We start from the raw sequence: 20,021 nt of genomic DNA, 5'->3' as shown, positions 1-20,021 counted from the left end.
TCTTACCATTCTGTTATAACAGCGATTACAGAGACTTAATATCCAGCAAAAAGCTGCAGCCAATTAACAGGGCTGCAGCTTTTTATTAATTTACACGTGGGCCATTTTCCACTTCCCACATTTTTTCAAAAAATGGCTGTCCTTTTATTAATTTTTCGCAAAATTGCTCATGTTTAGCAGTCCATCCATATTTGGTATTCTCATATAGTTCTTTCCAAGCATTCTCAAAATCTAAACGTTGAATTTCAAAATAGCGTTCTGGACTCCACTCCGTATACCAATATCGCACTTCCGCTACATTTTCTGAAGAATAAAGCTGGTCTAGCGCCATAAACAATAATTGCTTTAATTGTCGTTCTTTTCTCGTTAGTCCATTCATAATTTCCGGTTCAGGCGATAAAATATGAAATTCCTTTTGCTCTTCATTGACTTTATACGTATAAGAAATTGTTTCTTGGCTCTCTAATAACTCATAAGCAAGTTGTTCTTGTCTCGGTATCATTCTGCTTTTTCTAATCGGCACCGAATATCCAAGCGTATCAACAACCAAAATCCCTACACCGTCTGATACAACAAAACAATACTCAAGTTGAATTCGTTCGTGATTTTTTCGTAAATAGGCTTTCTGGTATATTTCATCCAATAATTGCTGCGGCAGCTCTGCTAAATCATTTTCTATGTAGTTAAATAAAACGGAATCTATTTTTAATAGCGGAACTTGATCCAGCAGCTCTACTCCATCATCTTTCCTCCATTCGTGAAAATGACAAACATTATAGCCATTTTCTTCCCCTTCAAACCAATTTACCCAAACATCATGAAGATACTGCATATTATAACCCCTCACTTCAACATCTGTTTGTCAATCAGTATGGGCATAGATCAGGCATTTTATTCCTGATTTTTAAGGTTTTGTTAAAATTTTCTTCTTAAATAAAACTAATTGTTTTTTCCCTTTTTTGATCTCTTTTTATCTATTTATCCCTTACTAATAGGCAAACAGTTTTTTTAGTAAACTCTATTTATCTCTATTTATATGCTCTTGTTTTATTTATATGTACAAGTTCATAAATACCTTAGCTACAGATAATGGAGATGCATGATAAAAAGTTATGTATCTCCATCATTTGTGCTGTATCCTCTTGCTTAACAATCAAATTATTCATCAAGCATTTTCTGAATGAATACTCTACTATCTGCCTTAAATAATGTTATGTCTGTTGAATTTCTCTGATCCAGATAATTGCTTACCAAATAATATCCTAAACAGTAGCCAACCATGTCTGGATGAGGTCCTAAACCAAAAAGTAATGCATCATGTAATTTTTCTGTTTTCAATATGTTCAAATTTTCCTTGAAATCTTCTTCCCAATATTTTAGTATTTCCTTTTCTTTATACATTTGACACCAATGGGCATTATATTTTTCCCCACAATATTGCCTTACAGCATGTTCTGCCAATCCTTCCATAATAATGGAATCTAGCAAAGTATACTCTTCTATTTGTTTCTTTTGATTATGGATGCGGCATACATGGTGATACTCATGAATCAACAAGGCTTCTAGTTCTTTATCATCTTCTATATACCCGATAAACAAAAATAATTTATCAGGAAATGATACACCAGACTTCGTTTCCTTGCTTTTTCTATGGGGCTCAAATGGAAAAATATAAATAGGGATATCTGGGCCTTTCCATAATTTTTTATACTTTGCAAAGATATTTTGCACTTTATCCCATACTTTCATTTCCACTAGTTTTTCATAAATTTCTTTTGTTTGGCGATTTGGGCGATACATGCCGAAATTCACTAAATATTGATAAACTCGTTTAGGACGATCTTCTTTAAACAAATCTGCAAATTCTTCGCATATAGCAACAGGTTTTGAAAAATTAGTTTCCAGCCATTTATCTGTTTTTATTACCCCATTTATTTTTCTCCTTTACATTTTATCTTCCATAAAGAAAATACTGGCACTCTCTAAAACTTTGCATTCTTGATTTATTACTGTATGTTTATAATCAATAAGTGTGAAAAAAAAACTTGTATGAATTGCTCATACAAGTTTTTAGGTTATTTTTCTTATTTTAAACCCACATCCACAAATAATGGAATGTTTTAACCGTTTAATCGGCTGATTACATTGCAAACACATTTCGTTTTCTTTCTCTGATTTATTACTCCGAACATTGGCTGCACACTCCGTAAAATTGAAGGTTATGGGAGCTGATTTGGAATTTTGATATAGATTCTGCAACAGTTTCAACCTCCTTTAAAGTTGGATACCACACATCTACTATGTCTCCACATGCCTTGCACACTATATGATAATGATCCCGTTTTTTCCATTCATACTTGCTTAAGCTTTCACCAAACTGGATTTCTTTCACCATTTCCAATTCGCAAAATAAATTAATATTATTATATATCGTCGTAATGCTGACAGATGGCATTCGTTCATTTAATATATGGTATAACTCTTCAACCGTCCAATGTTTGTTTTCCTGTGACAGAATATTAATTAATTCAAGCCTCTGAGGAGTTAATCGAATTTTTTTTTCCTTTAATGCCTTCATGGCCATATCAACACTAAGCATAGGAACCTCCTTTTTAATAAAATATAATGAAAGGCGGCAAATTCATTTTTTCACCAGCAATTTCTTTAATCATTTTATGCCAATGATTAACTCTATATTGATAACGCTTTCCTCATGTTGCTATCTTTATTTATAATTATATATACTTTTTCATTATAGTCAATATTAATTTGTAATTATTACAAATTAATATTAGAAAGCATTTTTATAAAAAGACTCTGTTAAATTTTCCTGTTGTTTTCCGCTTCAGGCGTTCGATCCAATCAATAAAATTTCTCAAAATCGTCCATAAGCTTTAATATATCCTAAAAAAAAGACAGCCCCCCTATTTATAATAAGGAACTGTCCTTTTAATTATTTTATTGGTATTTTTTAAAGATAATAGTTGCATTATGGCCGCCAAATCCTAAAGAGTTACTCATAGCAATATTTACATCTTGTTTACGATGTTTATTAACTACATAATCTAAATCACAATCAGGATCTGGAGTTTCAAAGTTTATCGTTGGTGGAAGGACGCTATCTCTAATAGCCAAAATGCTAAAGATCGCTTCCACTCCTCCTGCTGCCCCTAATAAATGGCCTGTCATAGATTTTGTGCTGCTCATTGGAACTTTATAAGCATATTCTCCAAATACTTCTTTCACTGCCATTGTTTCAAATTTATCATTATAGGCTGTGCTAGTTCCATGTGCATTAATATAGGACACATCTTCTGGTTTCAAACCAGCATCATCGATGGCCATTTTCATTGCTCTTGCTCCGCCTTCTCCCCCTGGTGCTGGGGAAGTAATATGATAAGCATCACCTGTTGCTCCATATCCTACTATTTCTGCATAAATAGTAGCGCCTCTTTTTAACGCATGCTCTAATTCTTCTAATACAATAATTCCTGCTCCCTCTCCCATTACAAACCCATCGCGATTTGCATCAAATGGTCTGCTTGCTGTTTTAGGGTCTGGATTAGTCGATAATGCTGTGTTCGCACAAAATCCAGCAACGGACATTTTTGTAATCGGCGCTTCAGCACCACCTGTAACCATCGCATCTGCATCTCCACGCTGAATGACCTTAAATGCATCTCCAATCGAGTTGGTACCAGTTGCACATGCTGTTACAGTACAAGAGTTTACCCCTTTTGCACCAAGCGTAATGGATACTTGTCCTGTTGCCATATCAGGAATTAACATTGGCACAAAAAAAGGACTCACACGTTTATAGCCTCTTTTTTGGAAGATTTCATATTGATTTTCAAATGTTTCCATCCCGCCGATTCCTGATCCAATCCAAACACCAATCCGCGCTGCATTTTCTTCTGTTATTTTCAAATCAGCATCTTTTACCGCCATTAATGATGCTGCTAGTGCATATTGTGTAAAACGATCCATTTTTCTCGCATCTTTTTTATCCATAAAATCTTCTGGATTAAAATCTTTAATTTCTGCTGCAACTTTTGCAGGATATTCATCTGCATTGACTCTAGTTAATGGCCCGATGCCCGAAACACCATTGACAATATTTTCCCAGGTAATTGCTGCATCCTTGCCTAAAGGCGTAACTGCACCTATTCCTGTAACAACTACTCTTCTTTTATTCATGATTATAACTCTCCTTTTTCTTTCATTCGTTTCTACATGAAATATTAGGCTTTGATTTTTTATTTATTTAATTTGTAATCAATTATTTTCCCCAACGAAGTGCGATGGCCCCCCATGTTAAACCGCCGCCAAAGCCAACCAAAACAATAACATCATCGTCTTTGATTTTGCCTGCTTCTACTTCTTCTACAAGAGAAATTGGAATGGATGCAGCACTTGTATTTCCATACTTATGCACTGTTTTTGATAGTTTTTCTTCTGGAAGATTCAACCTTTGTCTAGATGCTTCCATAATGCGAATATTTGCTTGGTGCGGAATAAGGAAATCTACATCTTCTTTAGAAAGTCCCGCTTTTTCTAAAACATTTTCACTGCTTTCTCCCATTTGGCGAACTGCAAATTTAAAGACTTCTCTTCCATTCATTTGAATAAAATCATCTTGATACAGATGTTTGCCTCCAGTACCATCAGCGCCTAGTTCAAATGAAAGAATGCCTCTTCCTTCTGTTACTTTTCCTAGTACAGCTGCACCTGCACCATCCCCAAAAAGAACAGCAGTATTTCGGTCTTCCCAATTTGTAATTTTTGAAAGCTTCTCTACACCTACTACTAAAACGTACTTATAAACATTATTATCAATAAACTGTTTAGCTGTAACCATTCCATACATAAAACCAGCACATGCTGCACTTATATCCAAGGCTGCTGCTTTTTTTGCTCCTAATCGTTCTTGCAGCATACATGCTACCGAAGGAAATGGCTGATCTGGTGTTACTGTAGCAACTAAAATAAGATCAATATCTTCTGCAGAAATATTAGCATTTTCTATTGCCTTTTTCGCAGCTTCATATCCAATATCGGATGTATTTGTGTTATCATCTGCTATTCTTCTTTCTTCGATTCCTGTTCTTGTTCGAATCCATTCATCATTTGTATCCACCATTTTTTCTAAATCAAAGTTTGTTAATATTTTTTCGGGCAATGCCCGTCCAATCCCAATTACTCCTGTGCTCAAAGTGCTCAGCTCCTTTAATAAAACCGATTATACGGCATAAACATCTTTTTTCAAAATTTAATGGTCAGCTTATGTTTGCATGATTTCTTCTATTGTTCATCTTTTATTTTTATACATTAATCAGTTTACAATATATTATTATCAATTATTATGACTTGGTACTAATTTTATCAAATTTTTAATGGAAATTGCAACATAATAATTTATATCTTCTATGCACTTGTCTAATCATCTATTATTTTTCTCTCATAGGATACTATTAAGGCAAAATATGAATAAATGGAAGAGGGAGAATGTTAATGGAAGATGAATTAGAGAAAAACGAAGATGGGGAAAGAACAGATCATTTTCGCCTGTTTATGTTTGGTACAAACTATTCCTCAATAAGAAAAAAGACGGAAGATCAAGAAGAAAACTCACATAGCAAAACACAGGAAAAGAATAGACCTGAGCGTCATCGCGGTGATGCATGGATTTTAGGGATGAACAGCAAACATGCACAAAAAGAAGAAAAAAAACATGAGAATAACCAACAGCAAGAGGAAAATCAACAATTTGATGCAATTGCAAACTTTTTAGAGCAAATTGATCTCGAATTATTGATGAAAAGTGTAGATAGCTTCATGACTTCTGCCAATGAGTTTAAACCGATCATAAAAAAAATTACACCATTTATAAAAAAATGGATAGACTGATATTTCTTAGCTGCTTCTCCCCAACAAAAGGTCTAATCCCCATATTTTTTGTCAGAGATTAGACCTAAATTATTTATTTAGAAACTGACTGATCTAATAAACCCAAAACCTGAAGTCCCTCTGCTATTCCGTTATTATTATGGGAACTAGTAATATATGATGCCGATTTTTTGACAATATCTAAAGCATTACCCATCGCCACAGAATACTTAACTAGATCAAACATTTCTAAATCATTTAAACCATCTCCAAAAGCGTATGTATTTTCTAATGACAGTTCCAAATGAGATATTAGCCGCTCTATCCCAGTTGCTTTTGATGACCCCGCAGGATAAATATCACACCCATATGGAGAGTTACGAACAAATTGAAAGTTAGGGAATTTCTTCTGATAATATGCCTCTTCTCCAGGTTCGCAAAATATCAGCATTAAATGAATGAATTCATCTAAATACAGTCGATCATCTAACGGTGGGTAATTCCCGCCAACACGCTCATAGTTTTTTGTTATTAAGATAGATCCTGCTGCTGTTACTGTTATTTTATCAGCATTATAAAAAGCCATTTCATGACCATTTTTTTTCGCAGCTATATGTAGTTCTGTAACTTCCTTCTTATTTAAAGGGTTTTCATAAATAACCTCTCCATTATATAGTACATATTGTCCATTCATTGCAACACAGGATGTTATACCAGTAGCCTTCAAAACATAGTCTATTTCCATTAGGGTTCTGCCTGTAGCAATAATAGGATCGATGCCACATGATTTCAACTTATGGATTGCTTCGATAGAACTTGGAGCAACTGATAAATCTCTAGTTAAAAGTGTTCCATCTAAATCAAAAAAAACAACTTTTTTATCTTTCATTTTATCCATCCTTACATTAGATTATTTCCTAACATCATTTTCATAAAAATTGTCGATAAATCAGTTTCCGTTTATTCGTAAGCGGTTATTTTTTCGTCTTCTAGGCCATAATAAGAGGGCTCTCCCCTCCAACCATCAATAGCCTTCTTAAAAAAGTAGCAATCTATGTTACTAGCACAATAGGATCGAAAAACTAGTCTAATTTAATGATTGTTTATCCATTCCATAATAACCTTGCCACTGCTTCTTAAATGCTGCTACATCTGCATTGGTAGAGGGAAAATCAATAAGTTTTCCCATTAATTCTGCACTGACAGTCACAGAATGTGCACCAGCTAAACAAACATCATGAACTTGTTGGACATTTTTAAAACTTGCCGCTAATATTTTTGTTTTACAGTTATATGCAGAAAATAATTCACTGATTTCCTGTACGACCTTTATCCCATTTCCAGTTAAATTATCAATTCGATTCACATATGGAGCAACATAATCAGCACCTGCCATAGATGCAGTTAATGCTTGCATAGAAGTATAAATGGTTGTTGCTAATACAGGAATTTTATAGGCGCTAATTAATTTTATTGCTTTAATGCCTTCTGTTGTAACAGGTATTTTCACAACTACTTTTCCAGCAATAGCACGATTAATATATTGTGCTTCTGCCATCATTTCCTCTGCTGTATCACCAATTAATTGAACAAACAATTCTTTTTCCTCTCCGATGATTCCCCTAATTTCTTTAAGGAGCTCCATATACGGTTTCTTTTCTTTAACTATAATAGATGGGTTTGTTGTTACTCCAGCTATTGGAAAGTAGTCATTTAAATACGCAATTTGTTCTAAATTTGCTGAATCAATATAAAGTCTCAATTTAATTCCCCCAATTCTAATGCTTTAGTGAAAGAGGAATAGACGCTAATTCCCTTGCACTGCATAGACTAATTCAAATAGAAAAGGATGCCGGCAAGTAAAGACTAGTTATCTCCTTCTCCACATCAAACTTAAGAGAATTTAGTTATAACCTTTCTTATTTTTGGCATCCCTTTCCACGCAAAAGTCGCAATTAGACTTTTTTGCGATAAGCGTATTTATTCATTAATTATTTTCAATTCTGTTCCTAAATCAAATTTAGGCAAAATTTTATCTTCTACATATAATGTTCCTGGCAATTCTGCCGTTGTTGAACCGTCAAATTTTATTGTGATATGCCCTAGCGTAGTCAAGTTTCTTTGTACAACATCTCCAACAGAAGTTATTTTATATTGATCGCCATTAATTAAAAGATATTGTCCTTCCTCAATTTCTCCATCTGTCTCAACGACATCAATGTTATAGCAAAAATCCTTTAAATCTTGAGGTGCACCATCACCAAATAAAATAACCATTTTTTCTTCCAAAAAAGTATCTGCAAAATCACCAATACTTTGAATTTTATTCTCATAAATTGTTTTCATAATATCTCAGCATCTCTCACGCAAGATGCTCTTCCCTCCCCATTGTCATTTATTTAAATTTGAGTTTTATGCAGTTTCAAAAACCTGTTAACCGTTTGAATATAATCCGAAACTTGCTAGCCATGCTACAAATACCCTTGGCACACCAATCAAAAATCTTGAATAAAGCACTGCTGGAACTCCTACTTCTACTGTTTCTGCTTCCGCTTCTGCAAGTCCTAAACCTACTGGAATAAAGTCACAAGCGTTTTGTGTATTGATTGCAAATAGTGCTGGCAATGCTAAGTTCGGTGGAATATTGCCTTTCCCAATTTCTACACCAATGAGAGTACCTATAATTTGTGCGATAACTCCTCCAGGCCCTAATAGTGGAGATAAGAATGGCAACGAACAAATAAATCCAATCAATAACAGCCCCCAAACATTCCCTGCAAGCGGTGACATTAATTTAGCAAAAAAGTTTCCGATTCCAGATCCTTGAATTATACCAATTAACAATGAAACAAAAGCCATAAATGGGATAATCGTATTAATTAATGTTTGAACAGCATCACGGCCTGCCTGGTAAAATGTATTAATTACCTTACCTGCTCCAAGGCCAATTTTAGTTAAAAAGCTTTTGTTGCTACTTGCAGCCATTGTTTGCGAGATCTTTTGATCACTGCTATATTTAAACTCTTTTTTCTCTTCTGGAATTTTTTCTGCCGCTGCTGCTATATGCATTTGTGCACCGTTTTCAATTAATTCTATTTGATCTACATCAACTGCAGATACATATATATCTTCTGTTATAAATTTAGCTAAAGGACCACTTCTTCCAGTAGGCATTATATTAACTGTAGGAATTCTTTTCTGCGGATAAATGCCACATCGCAAGGTTCCGCCGCAATCAATAATGGCAAGTACAATAGATTCATCAGGAACAGAAGTTTTAAAGCCGTTAACAGCCTCAGCTCCAGTTAGTTCTGCAATTTTATCCACGATGTCTGGCTTAGCGCCGCCGCCAGTAATATAAACAATTTTATTTTTTTCAGGCGTTGGAGCAATCGTTAAAGGTCCTCCAAAACCACCGTTTCCTTTTACTATTTTAACGGATCGATATTCTGTCATTTTAATAACCTCCTTCAACTTTCTCTTAATGATGTAATTTAACTTCTGTTTTTAATTTAATGCCTTGTTGCTTTTCTACCATTTTTGTTGTGAAGTCAGTAATCCATCCTGCAAAGAAGTTCATTACAATCCCAACTAAACAATAGCGGACCGCTAATTCAGCAGTGCTAAAGCCAAGTTGTTCAATTCCAGCTGCAATTCCTAGGAAGATAAATAATTCTCCTGGATTGATATGTGGGAATAAACCATTACTTGTATGACAGAAATAAGCTCCAGACGCATAATAGCTGGGTTTATACTTTTCCGGCAAAAAACGTCCTAAAGATAAAGCCATTGGGTTAGCTAGCATAAACGAACCTAGAAATGGCAATACCATGTATCTTAATAGCGGATTTTTAGATGATGCCATTGCTAAACGATTAATTCTATTTTCTCCGATTAACTGGATTAATGTATTCATAGCAACCATCAATAATAATACAACCGGAACAATACCTTTCATCCATGAAACAAATGTATCTGCACCTGTTTGGAATAATTTTAAAAAGCCTTCTGCAAAATGTACGATCAGATCCATAGTGATCACCTCTTAATTATTTTTTTATTGAAACTACTTGTTCTGCCTTCAATATCATGTTCTTAAAGAAGCTGTTTTTCTCTGGTATTTCTCCACCGCTCATAATAATTTTGTAATTATTTACTGCATCAAGAATAGCTAATTTCAATAATTTATTACAATGCTTCATATCCTCATCTTGAATGGTTTTAATATTTTTATCTGTAAAACCATTCAAATCGCGGAACTTCGCCATCACTGTAACCCCTTGCATTTTTTTCGCCTTTAAAATTTTCCCATTATTATTTATAGCAAAGAAAACAATTGTACCAGCGCGGAGCTTTCCTGGCCTTTTTCCAATTGCTACTTTCCCAAGCTTCCTCATTTCCATATATGCTTTTGTAAAATGTTTGATCTGCAAATATCCCAGCCCTAATTGGACAAGAAACGCACCTGCTATAAAAATCATGATTATATATATTTGCATTTTTTCACTTCCAATCTACAGGTTCCTTATTTGTCGGCTATTTCTTCGAGGTAGTTTGCTATTTCCTCATAAGTCTTCGATCCAGCTAGCTTTTGAACAAGTAAATCATTTGATGCCAATCGAATGATTTCTTCATATATTTTTACAATTAAACTATCATCATTATCAGTCTGATTTGGTATTCCCAATAAAAATATTAATTTAATTTCTTTGCCATTTTCCTCTATTTTTTCTGAAGAAACTCCTAAAGCTACTTCCAATTTATTAGATTGATAATTTATGGTATGTGGCAAAGCGATAGATTTATCAAAGATCATCGATCCCTTTTCCTCACGTTTAATAAGTCTCTCTTTAAATCCTTCATCTAAAAATCCTAAATTTGTTAATTGATTAATCATCATTTCTACATTTTGATGATATGTCTGCTTATTATCCAGAAAAAATACCTTATTTTCATTTGTTAATAATTTTAAAATAGAATGGCCATTACCAATATCTCTTAGTTTAAACTTCTGTAAATAAGTCACTTTTTCAATTTGTCGTGCAATAGTGCTTTCATCAAATATTTCATTTATCATTATTAAAGATGCATCTGTTTCAAAAGATAATTTTACTGTAGAAAAAACGATATCATAATCTTTCAGCAGCTCTTTCGATACTTCTTTCTCTGAAAAGAGATTTATTCTGGTATTCTGATGAAGCACACGCTGTAATTGGATGCTTATTAATTTGGAAGTTCCCCTGCCTGTACCGCAAACAACTGCTACTTTCTGCAATGTTCTAACTTTTACATCAGTTTGAGCGATATATACACTAAAGTAGAAAGCAAGATAACCAAGTTCATCTTCCGAAACTTCTAGCTCATATTTCTCTTTGATTACTTTGCCTGCTATTTCTGCCATTTTGTAAGCAAGAGGATATTTTTGATTGACATCATTTAGCAAGGGATTTTTCAAACGAATATTAAACATTAATCGATTAAGCATAAAGGTAATATGATACTGCAAGTCTTCAAAAAATTCGCCCTTTTCATAAATAATTTCTTTTCGAAAACCTAGTCGATCAAAAATCCTCTCCAGCAGATTATCTATTTCATCCGTTATTTTGATTTCTGCCATTGTCCGGTTATTTGTCGGCGTTCTTCTCCCGGCAATTGGAAGTGTTATGAACAATACTTCCTGAATTGGTATATTAATAGGCAAACCTTTTTCTATTACTCGTGCTAATTCTGTTGCAATTTGGAAATCCTTGGACTTTAATAACGCCTTATATTTATCTTCTACCTTTAAAATGGCATATCCCTTTAACAATCGATCCAGCATAATAGTTATTGATTGCATTAATCGACTTTGTGTTGTGCATTCTAAATCATATTGATCGATAACATTTATTAATTCCTCTTTAATGTCTTCATCTAAGGGATAATCGCCATATAGGTATTCAAATACATGATCAAGGATGAAAAAACGCAAATTTAATTCATTTCCTGTTAGATGCATTCCTTCATTTTGTTTTCCTGCAATAGATAGACTATAAGATTCCAATGAGACAGTCGCTTTTTTTAATTCATTAACCAATGTTGTTCTGCCAATATTGAGTCTCATAGCTATCTCATCTAAAGTAATTATGTCATTATTAAGCAGGCAATCTATAATAGCAGCAAGCCTTTTTTGTGGAGAATCTTGTAATATCCTCTCTTTATTCAACTTCTCTAAATAATGATCAAAAAGATTTTGGTTATTTATTAGTAAGCGAAGGCCCTTTCCTCGTTCATTAACAAGTTCTGCAGTTCCATTCCAATCAGAATTTAGCTGCTTTATATAATTTCTAATTGTTCGTGTGCTGACACCAGTTGACTCTGCTATATAATCTAACGAAACATATGATTTTTTTCTGGTTAAATCAATTATTTGCACAATCCGTAAATCATTATTTATATCAGACATCTTTCTATACCACCTTTTGCTGCATGTTCCTTTGTTAAGTATATAGAAAAAAAATTTTTTTGTTATAAAATTTTTCTTTACTATTCTAGTAGAGCAATTTTGCAAAAAGGCCAATATCTGATATTCTTCAAACCTTTATGCATTCATTGTTATCCACGTGATTTACCACCTGAAATATTAAAAGTTGTTCCTGTAATATAGCTTGCTCTCTCGGATGCTAGGTAAGATACAAGATCTCCAACTTCTTTTAATAAACCTTCTCTCCCCAATGGAATAGATTTGCTGTAATCTGTTGATAGTCCATCTACGGTTACCCCACGAGTATAGGCAAGGGCCTCATTATATGCATTCGTTCTTAATCCTGTTTTTTCAAGAATTCCAGGTGCAATTGCTACCACACGAATGTTGTAAGGGCCTAATTCCTTTGCCCAAGCACGGCTAAATGAAATCACTGCACCTTTTGTTGCTGAATAGCAGCTCTGGCCTGCTGATCCTTCTTGCCCTGCTTCAGATGCAACGTTGATAATGACACCGTTTTTTTTCTTGACCATTTCTTTTGCAGCAGCCTGTGCACATAAATAAGGACCTTTTTGATTTACTGCAACCATTAAATCAAAGTCTTTTTCGCTTAGCTCATATTCTGGTTTCTCACCTTTTACATCAATCAATAGTCTCGGCAAATTGATGCCTGCATTATTAATAAGAATATCGATGGTTCCAAAGTGATCAACTACTTTTGCAATCATTCCATCGACACTTGCTTTATTTGTTACATCACACTTGATTAAATAAGAGCCATCAGCCTGTTGACCTTCTTCTCCATTTAAATCAGAAATAATTACTTGAGCGCCGTTTTTTACTAATTCTTGTGCAATATGCAATCCAATTCCTGAAGATCCCCCTGTTACAACAGCTACTTTACCTTCTAATGCTAACCATGTATTTTTCATTTATGTTAACCTCCATTTTCTTTAAGCGTTTTCATTTGATGTTTTTAGTATAAAATGAAAGGAAGCTTAAATTAATACAGAGATTTTCACACAAACGTGAAAATCCTTGCACTATCAGTACATTTCCATATAAACAAAACAAAGACAATTTCACTCTGAATTTTCACAGTAAAATTGTCTTTGTTTCCCTTATTAAGCTAGTATTGGAATTTCGGTTTAGATACCTTGCTTATCTCCAGCACCATCCAGTTTGCCTAGTTCATATGCTTCATTCATTACCTTTGTAAAAAGATTCATAAATGGCTGAATCATCTCAAAAGATAACTCTACACCTGCTCTGTCTAATTCCTCTTTTGCTTCTGGCAGATATTTCATAGCTATTTGCATAAATTCCATTGTTTTATCATTTGTTGTCATCTTCATTATCCTCCGCTTTTTGTTCATTTGGCAATTTGCCTGATTTTTTAAAGTCATTTATTTCTTTATTTATTTTTAAAATAAATTCTTTATCTACATGTTCACTAAATTCACCTATTGAAGTAAAATTGTCGCTCATCCCAAAATACATATTTCCAGCGGACAAGTCACCCTCATTAAATTTTTTTGCTGTATATGCATATAGTTCAGCTATATCTTGAATGGTGCTAGTTAATACATTTCCATCACCTAAATCTGTGCGATCTGTAGCGAAACCAATGGAATATAAATCCTCTGCTTTTGCTTTTTCAATGATTTCCTGATTATAACTATTTCCTGTCGGATAAACAATATCAACATTCTGTGACAATAATTGTTCGAGTAATAAGCTAGCTTTTTCCCGATTATCCCAACTATGTACATACTTTGTTAATACTTTCACCTGTTTATTTTCAAATTTTGCTCCATCCGTAAACCCTTGCACTTCTGGCTGATTTTCAAAAGCGGCTACAATTCCAATTATATTTGTTTTTGTCATATAACCTGCAACCTTCCCCCCAAAAAATCCTATTGAATAGCCATCCAATATCATACTTGTCGTATTTTGATTTTTAGCATTGCTATTAAAACTAACAAAATGTATATTGGGATATTTTTTGGAAAGAGCATTAAAAAAAGTGCCAAACGCTGAACTATTTCCGAAAATAAGGTTTACACCTTTATTTTGAAATTCTTTAATCGCTCTTTCGGCAATTTGTTCTGAAGTAATTCCCTCTTTATAAAATATATCAACATCATATTTTGATTGAATATTAAGTAACCCGGTATAGGCCTTTGTTCCCCATCCTTGATCACTCACTGTTCCCTCCACAAGGAGTCCAACTTTTTGAATTTTCCCTTTTTTTTCTACAGCATGCTCACAAGACAGCAGTAAAAAAGAAAATAACAGAAGGAAAATCAATAAAATTTTCTTAAGTTTTCGCATTGTTTATGCCTTTCCCAAAATTCCTATATTGTTTTCATGTCAAAGAGATTAAAAAGGATTTATATACATTTTAATATTTTTTTTTGCAAAGCTAAATTATCTGTGATTCTATTTTTATTTTTTACATTAATTGTAAAGTTATTCTCTGCAAAATAATTTTCACTATCCTCTACATAATCTATTGAATAGTTTAGTACATCCATACATTTTTGCCAATGTTTTTGTACAGCACTTCGCAGTAAGATGGCTTCATTTTGCTGATTTTTTATCTGCTCAATTATCTCTTCCACCGCATCTTCCACAAAAATAGCATCTTTAGTATATTCATTTTGCCTTGGAAGCAAGTTTTTTGTTGTTTCCTTTAAGAAGATTTGTTGAAACAAAAAATTTTCTGGCTGCCAAGGACCGTAAATCGTTGGTAAATATATAAATTGATATGGTATCTTCATTTCGCTAAAAAACTTCACACATTGTTTATTTTGTGATTCTTCCATTGTAACAGGACAAATAGCCACCACTTTTTTAGGCATTTTCCGCCGATTTCCTTTGAAAAATTCTTGCATCGCAGTAATTAAGTCATCTAGCTTATCTAATGTATAACAATCAAAAATAATGATTGTCTCTCCTTCCTTTATCTGTTTTAATCGCTGCTCCCAGTCTATATCAATAAAATTAGCATTTCTCCCAAAAACCATTTCTTTTTCTTCCAATTGATGTACAGAAAAACCAGGGTAAGATAGCCCTTTTATTTTAAGCCCCTTTTCCAATAATGCCGAACAAAGATGCAAGCCAATAAAATGATATTTTCCAATTATTATAAAATTATCCATCTTTGTGCCTCCCTAAAAACTCATTATTGTATAATATGCTTCCATTTATTAATTATTTCATCTTGATTTTTGCATAAGAAAAAGGAATCCTCTAACCCCAGAGAATTCCTTATTCATTTTTATCTCTATTTAACAAGCTATAACCCTCACAAATTCTGCGGCAGACTCTGTGTGATCGATTTATATTATATCATCCTATTCTTGCGCCTTAAGCAATGGGGAATGCAGAAATCACCGCTTGCCGTTTCACTTTATAAATATTTTTCATTAGCTTGAAAAAACAAATGTATGTGCTTTGGAAGAGTACTTCTTTTTTCTGGCACAACATATGAAACAATAATTGGCAGCTTTTTTTTCTTCCATTCTGTAGATTCTTTTTTTAAATAGTTAGATTGATAATAGGATTTGCCATCATGCAAAATTTGAATAATTTTCACAGGAGCAGACGTTTCTTCTAATAAAATTTCCTTTCGCCCCTTTAAAAATGGCAAAACTTCCTCTTCATTCAAATGAAAAGCTACTGATATTTCATTACATAACTTCTTAAAAAAAAATTTATGTTCCTTTTCTCTTTCTATATGATCCTTTAATGATAAAATAGGATTAAATAAAACAACGGAGCGAATATTGACTTTCATTTCTTTCATTAGCTGGATGGCGGTTAGCGCCCCCATTCCTTCCGCTATTAAATGAATTTTCTGATTGAGGATTTCTGAACGTATTACATATCGATATAACCGTTCTGCTAATTGACAAGCTTGATTGCTACCCCAATTTTTTCCATATAAATTAGAATAAAATATAGTGTAGCCTTTTTCAAGAAGTGATTCAACCAATTGCTTTTTCCCTTCATTTTGTGTCCAAAAACTTGTTGACTGATTTACAAAGTTTCTGTCATCCCCGATTATCAAGACACCGAAACCGTTTGGTTGAGGAGGGTAATGTATCATATTCCATTCGGTATCCAATTGGAAGTTCCGGTTCTCCATCTCTAAAACTCCTTTATAACATTTTCCTTTTAATAATGTATGAGCATTTTTTAAAAATGTAAGGGAGTTTGCCTATTTTCTCTATCTTCTTTATGATGAATTTGTACATAAGGCATACAAAAAAGGGTTAGGACTTCGCTTTCTTTTCCAGCATACACATATACTTACAATAATATTATGCGCGCACATTTTTGACTATACTGCATTGAACTTAAAAATAGTCCTGTTCCTCTTATAAAAAGATTCAATTATTAAAGTTTGCTTTTTCATAGGCTGTTTTTGTATGCATTGTTGCTTTTAAAAACACAGCCTGATTACACTTTATTTTCTATGGGGGAGCGCTGATCCTCCTCGTCGCATGGACTCCTTTCTTGCACCCCTACAGGAGTCTACCTATATTCAGGCTTTATATCTTTTTTCTCCCATTTTTTCTGTTAAACAACCACAAGTTTTAGGAAAACAGCCTTTTCATAATAAGTTAAAGCAATAGACATTTATTAATTTCTGACAATATGATAAGATGAACAAAGAATTGAAAATTGTTGTGAGGTGAATTAAAGTGCGTTATTTGTTTACATTTATTTGGTCATTCTTACTTGCGCAAATGCTTACATACGTTGTTAGCTCCATGAATGGCAGTTCATTTAGCCTTAGTACTGGCTTTATTTTAAGCATTATCTTTACTGTATTAGTTTTTGTACTAGGAGCCATTATTCCAAATGAACCTAATCGTGAAGAAAGTGCTCATTAATCATTATAAAACAGATGACCTAGTAAAACGAAAAAAATATATCCATCAAAAGAGATTATTTATGTATGCAAAAAAGAGAACTGGACTTTTAGCCAGTTCTCTTTTTTTGCATATGCCCATAATTTTATCGTTCATTCAGAAGCATGATCTTTCCTTCTTCTACATCGATTACTACATGATCATTTTCCTTTATCTTTTCGGCAATAATATCTTTCGCTAAATAAGTTTCCACTGTCCGCTGCAAAAATCTTTTTAAAGGTCTTGCACCGTAAACTGGATCAAAACCATTTAGCGCTATATATTCTTTTGCTTCATTTGTAATAGAAATCACTATTTGTTGTTCTGCTAATCTTGACTGCAATTGTGCAATAAGTTTCGTGACAATTTCCTTTATTTCGGAAACTGCAAGAGGTTTAAACAAGATTATTTCATCAATTCTATTTAAAAATTCTGGACGAAAATGCATCTTTAATTGATTCATTACCCCTTCTCTTGTTTCCTCTGGAATAAAGTCCATTATTTTGTTCTCTAATAATAAGTGTGATCCTATATTAGAAGTCATAATAATGACTGTATTTTTAAAGTCAACCATTCTTCCTTGTGAATCAGTAATCCGCCCATCATCTAAAACTTGCAATAAAATATTAAATACTTCGGGATGAGCCTTCTCTACTTCATCTAATAACACCACAGAATATGGCTTTCTTCTAATAGCTTCCGTTAATTGTCCCCCTTCTTCATACCCTATATATCCAGGAGGTGCACCAATTAAACGGGATACTGCATGTTTTTCCATGTATTCAGACATGTCAATTCTAATGATTTGATCTTCACTATCAAATAAACTAGCAGCCAATGCTTTTGCCAATTCAGTTTTCCCCACGCCTGTCGGCCCTAAAAATAGAAAGGATCCAATCGGTCTATTGGGATCTTTAATGCCAGCTCGCGCTCTTAATACAGCGTCACTCACCAGATGAACAGCTTCTGTTTGTCCAACCACTCTTTCCTGAAGGATAGATTCTAGCCGCAGCAATTTTTCTCTTTCTTTTTCGACTAATTTAGAAACAGGTATGCCTGTCCATCTAGCAACAATGCCTGCAATTTCATCTTCTGTTACTTCTTCTCTTAACAGTTTTTCTTCTGTTTTTTTGCTGACCTTTTCTTCTAAATCCTTTAATTGTTTTTCCAATAAAGGAATCGTTCCATGTCTTAGCTCTGCTGCTTTATTCAAATCATATTTTCCTTCAGCAGCTTCTAATTCTCTTTTCTTTTTTTCTATTTCTTCTTTTTTTTCTTGGATTCTTTGCAAGCCTTCTTTTTCTAATTGCCATTTAGCTTGCAACGCATTGGCCTTTTCCTTTAAATCGGCTAGTTCTTTTCCGATAGTTGCTAATCTTTTTTGGCTCAAGCTATCTTTTTCTCTTCTTAATGCCGCTTCCTCTATTTCTAATTGCATAATTTTTCTTGTTAATTCATCAATTTCAATAGGCATGGAATCAATTTCTGTCCGGATCATCGCACATGCTTCATCAATTAAATCAATCGCTTTATCTGGAAGAAAACGATCTGTTATATAGCGGTCTGACATTGTTGCAGCTACAATAATTGCACGATCTTGGATAGCAACACCATGATGAATTTCAAAACGCTCCTTTAAACCTCTTAAGATAGATATTGTATCCATCACGGTTGGCTCTTTCACAAGCACTTGCTGAAAACGGCGTTCTAGCGCTGGATCCTTTTCAATATACTGGCGATGCTCATTTAATGTTGTCGCACCAATACAATGCAGTTCTCCTCTTGCAAGCATTGGCTTTAGCATATTGCCAGCATCCATCGCTCCATCGGTTTTTCCTGCTCCAACAATTGTATGAAGTTCATCAATAAACAATAAAATTTGTCCATTGCTCATTTTCACTTCTTGAAGCACTGCTTTTAATCTTTCTTCAAACTCGCCACGAAATTTGGCGCCTGCAATAAGTGCACCCATATCTAATGAAAAAATTGTTTTATCCTTTAATCCTTCTGGCACATCTTTGCGTACAATTCTTTGAGCCAGACCTTCTACAATCGCTGTTTTTCCAACACCTGGCTCTCCAATCAATACAGGATTGTTTTTTGTTTTTCTTGAAAGAATGCGAATTACATGGCGTATTTCATTATCTCTTCCTATTACTGGATCGACTTTCCCCGCTCTAACTTCGGCTACTAAATCACGGCCATATTTTTTTAAAGCATCATAAGTTGCTTCTGGATTTTTTGATGTCACCTTCTGGCTCCCCCTTATCTCCATAATCTTATTGTTTACATCCTCTTTATAAACGTCCATTTCATTTAATAACTTTCCAACAGTTGAACTCTTCTCAGAAAAAACAGCGACAATAAGATGTTCTATAGAAAGATAATCATCTTCCATGTTTTTTCTTTCCTCTTCTGCTTGAACCAATATTCGTTGTAGACTGCTCGTTATATAAATATGACCTTGTGCTGCATTGCTTACTGTTACTTGTGGTTTTTTGACTAGTTCTTTTGTTAATTTTTCAATTAATATTTTTGGTTCTTTATGAAGTTTGTGCAGTACAGCAGTTAATAGATTATCTTCCTGCTTCATCATTGCGATGAATAAATGAATATCATCCACTTCTTGATGACTTTCCTTTACAGCAAGACTTTGCGCTTCATTTATTGCCAGCTGCGCTCTTTCTGTCATTTGATCCATATTCATGACAAAAAGCCTCCTTTGACCTTTTTTGACCTTTAATATTATT

The 20,021-nt window shown here is 33.8% G+C and carries 20 protein-coding genes; 2 read left to right on the top strand and 18 right to left on the bottom strand.

What is annotated here, in order from left to right; all coding sequences use genetic code 11:
• Window positions 1-85 precede the first annotated feature (85 nt).
• The 5 genes from NCCP28_RS05930 to NCCP28_RS05910 all read right to left on the bottom strand — a co-directional run bounded on the left by NCCP28_RS05930 (window position 86) and on the right by NCCP28_RS05910 (window position 5,212).
• Window positions 86-832: a YjbA family protein gene (locus NCCP28_RS05930; protein WP_248560487.1), complete on the bottom strand. Its 747-nt coding sequence runs from the start codon at window positions 830-832 to the stop codon at window positions 86-88.
• A gap of 326 nt (window positions 833-1,158) precedes the next feature.
• Window positions 1,159-1,854, bottom strand: a complete 696-nt coding sequence (locus tag NCCP28_RS05925) for a DUF2268 domain-containing putative Zn-dependent protease (RefSeq protein ID WP_248560486.1) — start codon at window positions 1,852-1,854, stop codon at window positions 1,159-1,161.
• A gap of 325 nt (window positions 1,855-2,179) precedes the next feature.
• The gene (locus NCCP28_RS05920) at window positions 2,180-2,599 is read right to left on the bottom strand and encodes a Fur family transcriptional regulator (RefSeq protein ID WP_248560485.1); all 420 of its coding nucleotides are present in this window, start codon (window positions 2,597-2,599) and stop codon (window positions 2,180-2,182) included.
• 359 nt (window positions 2,600-2,958) lie between these two features.
• Window positions 2,959-4,197, bottom strand: a complete 1,239-nt coding sequence (gene fabF, locus NCCP28_RS05915) for a beta-ketoacyl-ACP synthase II (protein ID WP_248560484.1) — start codon at window positions 4,195-4,197, stop codon at window positions 2,959-2,961.
• An 82-nt stretch (window positions 4,198-4,279) separates the two neighbouring features.
• Window positions 4,280-5,212: a beta-ketoacyl-ACP synthase III gene (locus tag NCCP28_RS05910; RefSeq protein ID WP_248560483.1), complete on the bottom strand. Its 933-nt coding sequence runs from the start codon at window positions 5,210-5,212 to the stop codon at window positions 4,280-4,282.
• A gap of 299 nt (window positions 5,213-5,511) precedes the next feature.
• Here NCCP28_RS05910 and NCCP28_RS05905 point away from each other — a divergent pair, with 299 nt between their 5' ends.
• A complete protein-coding gene (locus tag NCCP28_RS05905; protein ID WP_248560482.1) occupies window positions 5,512-5,907 on the top strand; it encodes a hypothetical protein in 396 nt (131 codons plus the stop codon).
• 73 nt (window positions 5,908-5,980) lie between these two features.
• Here the strand turns inward: NCCP28_RS05905 and NCCP28_RS05900 are convergent, their stop codons facing one another.
• From NCCP28_RS05900 to NCCP28_RS05845, 12 genes are all read right to left on the bottom strand, one after another.
• Window positions 5,981-6,775: a Cof-type HAD-IIB family hydrolase gene (locus tag NCCP28_RS05900; protein WP_248560481.1), complete on the bottom strand. Its 795-nt coding sequence runs from the start codon at window positions 6,773-6,775 to the stop codon at window positions 5,981-5,983.
• Window positions 6,776-6,973: 198 nt separating this feature from the next.
• Window positions 6,974-7,648, bottom strand: coding sequence for a transaldolase family protein (locus NCCP28_RS05895; RefSeq protein ID WP_248560480.1), 675 nt, complete (start codon window positions 7,646-7,648; stop codon window positions 6,974-6,976).
• 218 nt (window positions 7,649-7,866) lie between these two features.
• Entirely contained in the window at window positions 7,867-8,232 is a 366-nt protein-coding gene (locus tag NCCP28_RS05890) for a PTS glucitol/sorbitol transporter subunit IIA (RefSeq protein WP_248560479.1), read from the bottom strand.
• A gap of 87 nt (window positions 8,233-8,319) precedes the next feature.
• Window positions 8,320-9,342 (bottom strand): PTS glucitol/sorbitol transporter subunit IIB, encoded by a 1,023-nt coding sequence (srlE, locus tag NCCP28_RS05885; RefSeq protein ID WP_248560478.1) that lies wholly within the window; start codon window positions 9,340-9,342, stop codon window positions 8,320-8,322.
• A 25-nt stretch (window positions 9,343-9,367) separates the two neighbouring features.
• Complete coding sequence (gene srlA / locus NCCP28_RS05880; RefSeq protein ID WP_248560477.1) at window positions 9,368-9,919, bottom strand: PTS glucitol/sorbitol transporter subunit IIC; 552 nt, start codon at window positions 9,917-9,919, stop codon at window positions 9,368-9,370.
• 16 nt (window positions 9,920-9,935) lie between these two features.
• Window positions 9,936-10,385 carry a transcriptional regulator GutM gene (locus tag NCCP28_RS05875; protein WP_248560476.1) on the bottom strand — a complete coding sequence of 150 codons (450 nt, stop codon included), beginning with the start codon at window positions 10,383-10,385 and terminating at the stop codon, window positions 9,936-9,938.
• 26 nt (window positions 10,386-10,411) lie between these two features.
• Entirely contained in the window at window positions 10,412-12,331 is a 1,920-nt protein-coding gene (locus tag NCCP28_RS05870) for a BglG family transcription antiterminator (RefSeq protein WP_248560475.1), read from the bottom strand.
• Window positions 12,332-12,480: 149 nt separating this feature from the next.
• Window positions 12,481-13,281 (bottom strand): SDR family oxidoreductase, encoded by an 801-nt coding sequence (locus NCCP28_RS05865; protein WP_248560474.1) that lies wholly within the window; start codon window positions 13,279-13,281, stop codon window positions 12,481-12,483.
• Between the two features lie 216 nt (window positions 13,282-13,497).
• A complete protein-coding gene (locus NCCP28_RS05860) occupies window positions 13,498-13,698 on the bottom strand; it encodes a ComZ family protein (RefSeq protein ID WP_248560473.1) in 201 nt (66 codons plus the stop codon).
• Window positions 13,685-14,557: a BMP family ABC transporter substrate-binding protein gene (locus tag NCCP28_RS05855; RefSeq protein ID WP_248560472.1), complete on the bottom strand. Its 873-nt coding sequence runs from the start codon at window positions 14,555-14,557 to the stop codon at window positions 13,685-13,687. Before NCCP28_RS05855 ends, NCCP28_RS05860 begins: the two co-directional genes overlap by 14 nt.
• A gap of 185 nt (window positions 14,558-14,742) precedes the next feature.
• Window positions 14,743-15,513 carry a hypothetical protein gene (locus tag NCCP28_RS05850; protein ID WP_248560471.1) on the bottom strand — a complete coding sequence of 257 codons (771 nt, stop codon included), beginning with the start codon at window positions 15,511-15,513 and terminating at the stop codon, window positions 14,743-14,745.
• 251 nt (window positions 15,514-15,764) lie between these two features.
• Window positions 15,765-16,502, bottom strand: a complete 738-nt coding sequence (locus tag NCCP28_RS05845; RefSeq protein ID WP_248560470.1) for a hydrolase — start codon at window positions 16,500-16,502, stop codon at window positions 15,765-15,767.
• A 559-nt stretch (window positions 16,503-17,061) separates the two neighbouring features.
• Between NCCP28_RS05845 and NCCP28_RS05840 the strand changes: the two genes are divergently transcribed.
• Window positions 17,062-17,253, top strand: coding sequence for a YjzD family protein (locus NCCP28_RS05840; protein WP_248560469.1), 192 nt, complete (start codon window positions 17,062-17,064; stop codon window positions 17,251-17,253).
• Window positions 17,254-17,377: 124 nt separating this feature from the next.
• On the opposite strand, the gene clpB is transcribed toward NCCP28_RS05840, so the two are convergent.
• Window positions 17,378-19,978, bottom strand: coding sequence for an ATP-dependent chaperone ClpB (gene clpB / locus NCCP28_RS05835; RefSeq protein WP_248560468.1), 2,601 nt, complete (start codon window positions 19,976-19,978; stop codon window positions 17,378-17,380).
• Between the last annotated feature and the right edge of the window lie 43 nt (window positions 19,979-20,021).

The organism is Niallia sp. NCCP-28, assembly GCF_023168165.1.
Lineage (GTDB): Bacteria > Bacillota > Bacilli > Bacillales > Cytobacillaceae > Niallia.
This window is presented reverse-complemented; position numbering and strand designations above follow the sequence as displayed.

Coding starts and splice junctions, on each gene's coding strand:
- NCCP28_RS05930 (WP_248560487.1), bottom strand. CDS start 832: ATGCAGTATCTTCATGATGTTTGGGTAAATTGGTTTGAAGGGGAAGAA.
- NCCP28_RS05920 (WP_248560485.1), bottom strand. CDS start 2,599: ATGCTTAGTGTTGATATGGCCATGAAGGCATTAAAGGAAAAAAAAATT.
- fabF (WP_248560484.1), bottom strand. CDS start 4,197: ATGAATAAAAGAAGAGTAGTTGTTACAGGAATAGGTGCAGTTACGCCT.
- NCCP28_RS05905 (WP_248560482.1), top strand. CDS start 5,512: ATGGAAGATGAATTAGAGAAAAACGAAGATGGGGAAAGAACAGATCAT.
- NCCP28_RS05900 (WP_248560481.1), bottom strand. CDS start 6,775: ATGAAAGATAAAAAAGTTGTTTTTTTTGATTTAGATGGAACACTTTTA.
- NCCP28_RS05890 (WP_248560479.1), bottom strand. CDS start 8,232: ATGAAAACAATTTATGAGAATAAAATTCAAAGTATTGGTGATTTTGCA.
- srlE (WP_248560478.1), bottom strand. CDS start 9,342: ATGACAGAATATCGATCCGTTAAAATAGTAAAAGGAAACGGTGGTTTT.
- srlA (WP_248560477.1), bottom strand. CDS start 9,919: ATGGATCTGATCGTACATTTTGCAGAAGGCTTTTTAAAATTATTCCAA.
- NCCP28_RS05875 (WP_248560476.1), bottom strand. CDS start 10,385: ATGCAAATATATATAATCATGATTTTTATAGCAGGTGCGTTTCTTGTC.
- NCCP28_RS05870 (WP_248560475.1), bottom strand. CDS start 12,331: ATGTCTGATATAAATAATGATTTACGGATTGTGCAAATAATTGATTTA.
- NCCP28_RS05865 (WP_248560474.1), bottom strand. CDS start 13,281: ATGAAAAATACATGGTTAGCATTAGAAGGTAAAGTAGCTGTTGTAACA.
- NCCP28_RS05860 (WP_248560473.1), bottom strand. CDS start 13,698: ATGACAACAAATGATAAAACAATGGAATTTATGCAAATAGCTATGAAA.
- NCCP28_RS05850 (WP_248560471.1), bottom strand. CDS start 15,513: ATGGATAATTTTATAATAATTGGAAAATATCATTTTATTGGCTTGCAT.
- NCCP28_RS05845 (WP_248560470.1), bottom strand. CDS start 16,502: ATGGAGAACCGGAACTTCCAATTGGATACCGAATGGAATATGATACAT.
- clpB (WP_248560468.1), bottom strand. CDS start 19,978: ATGAATATGGATCAAATGACAGAAAGAGCGCAGCTGGCAATAAATGAA.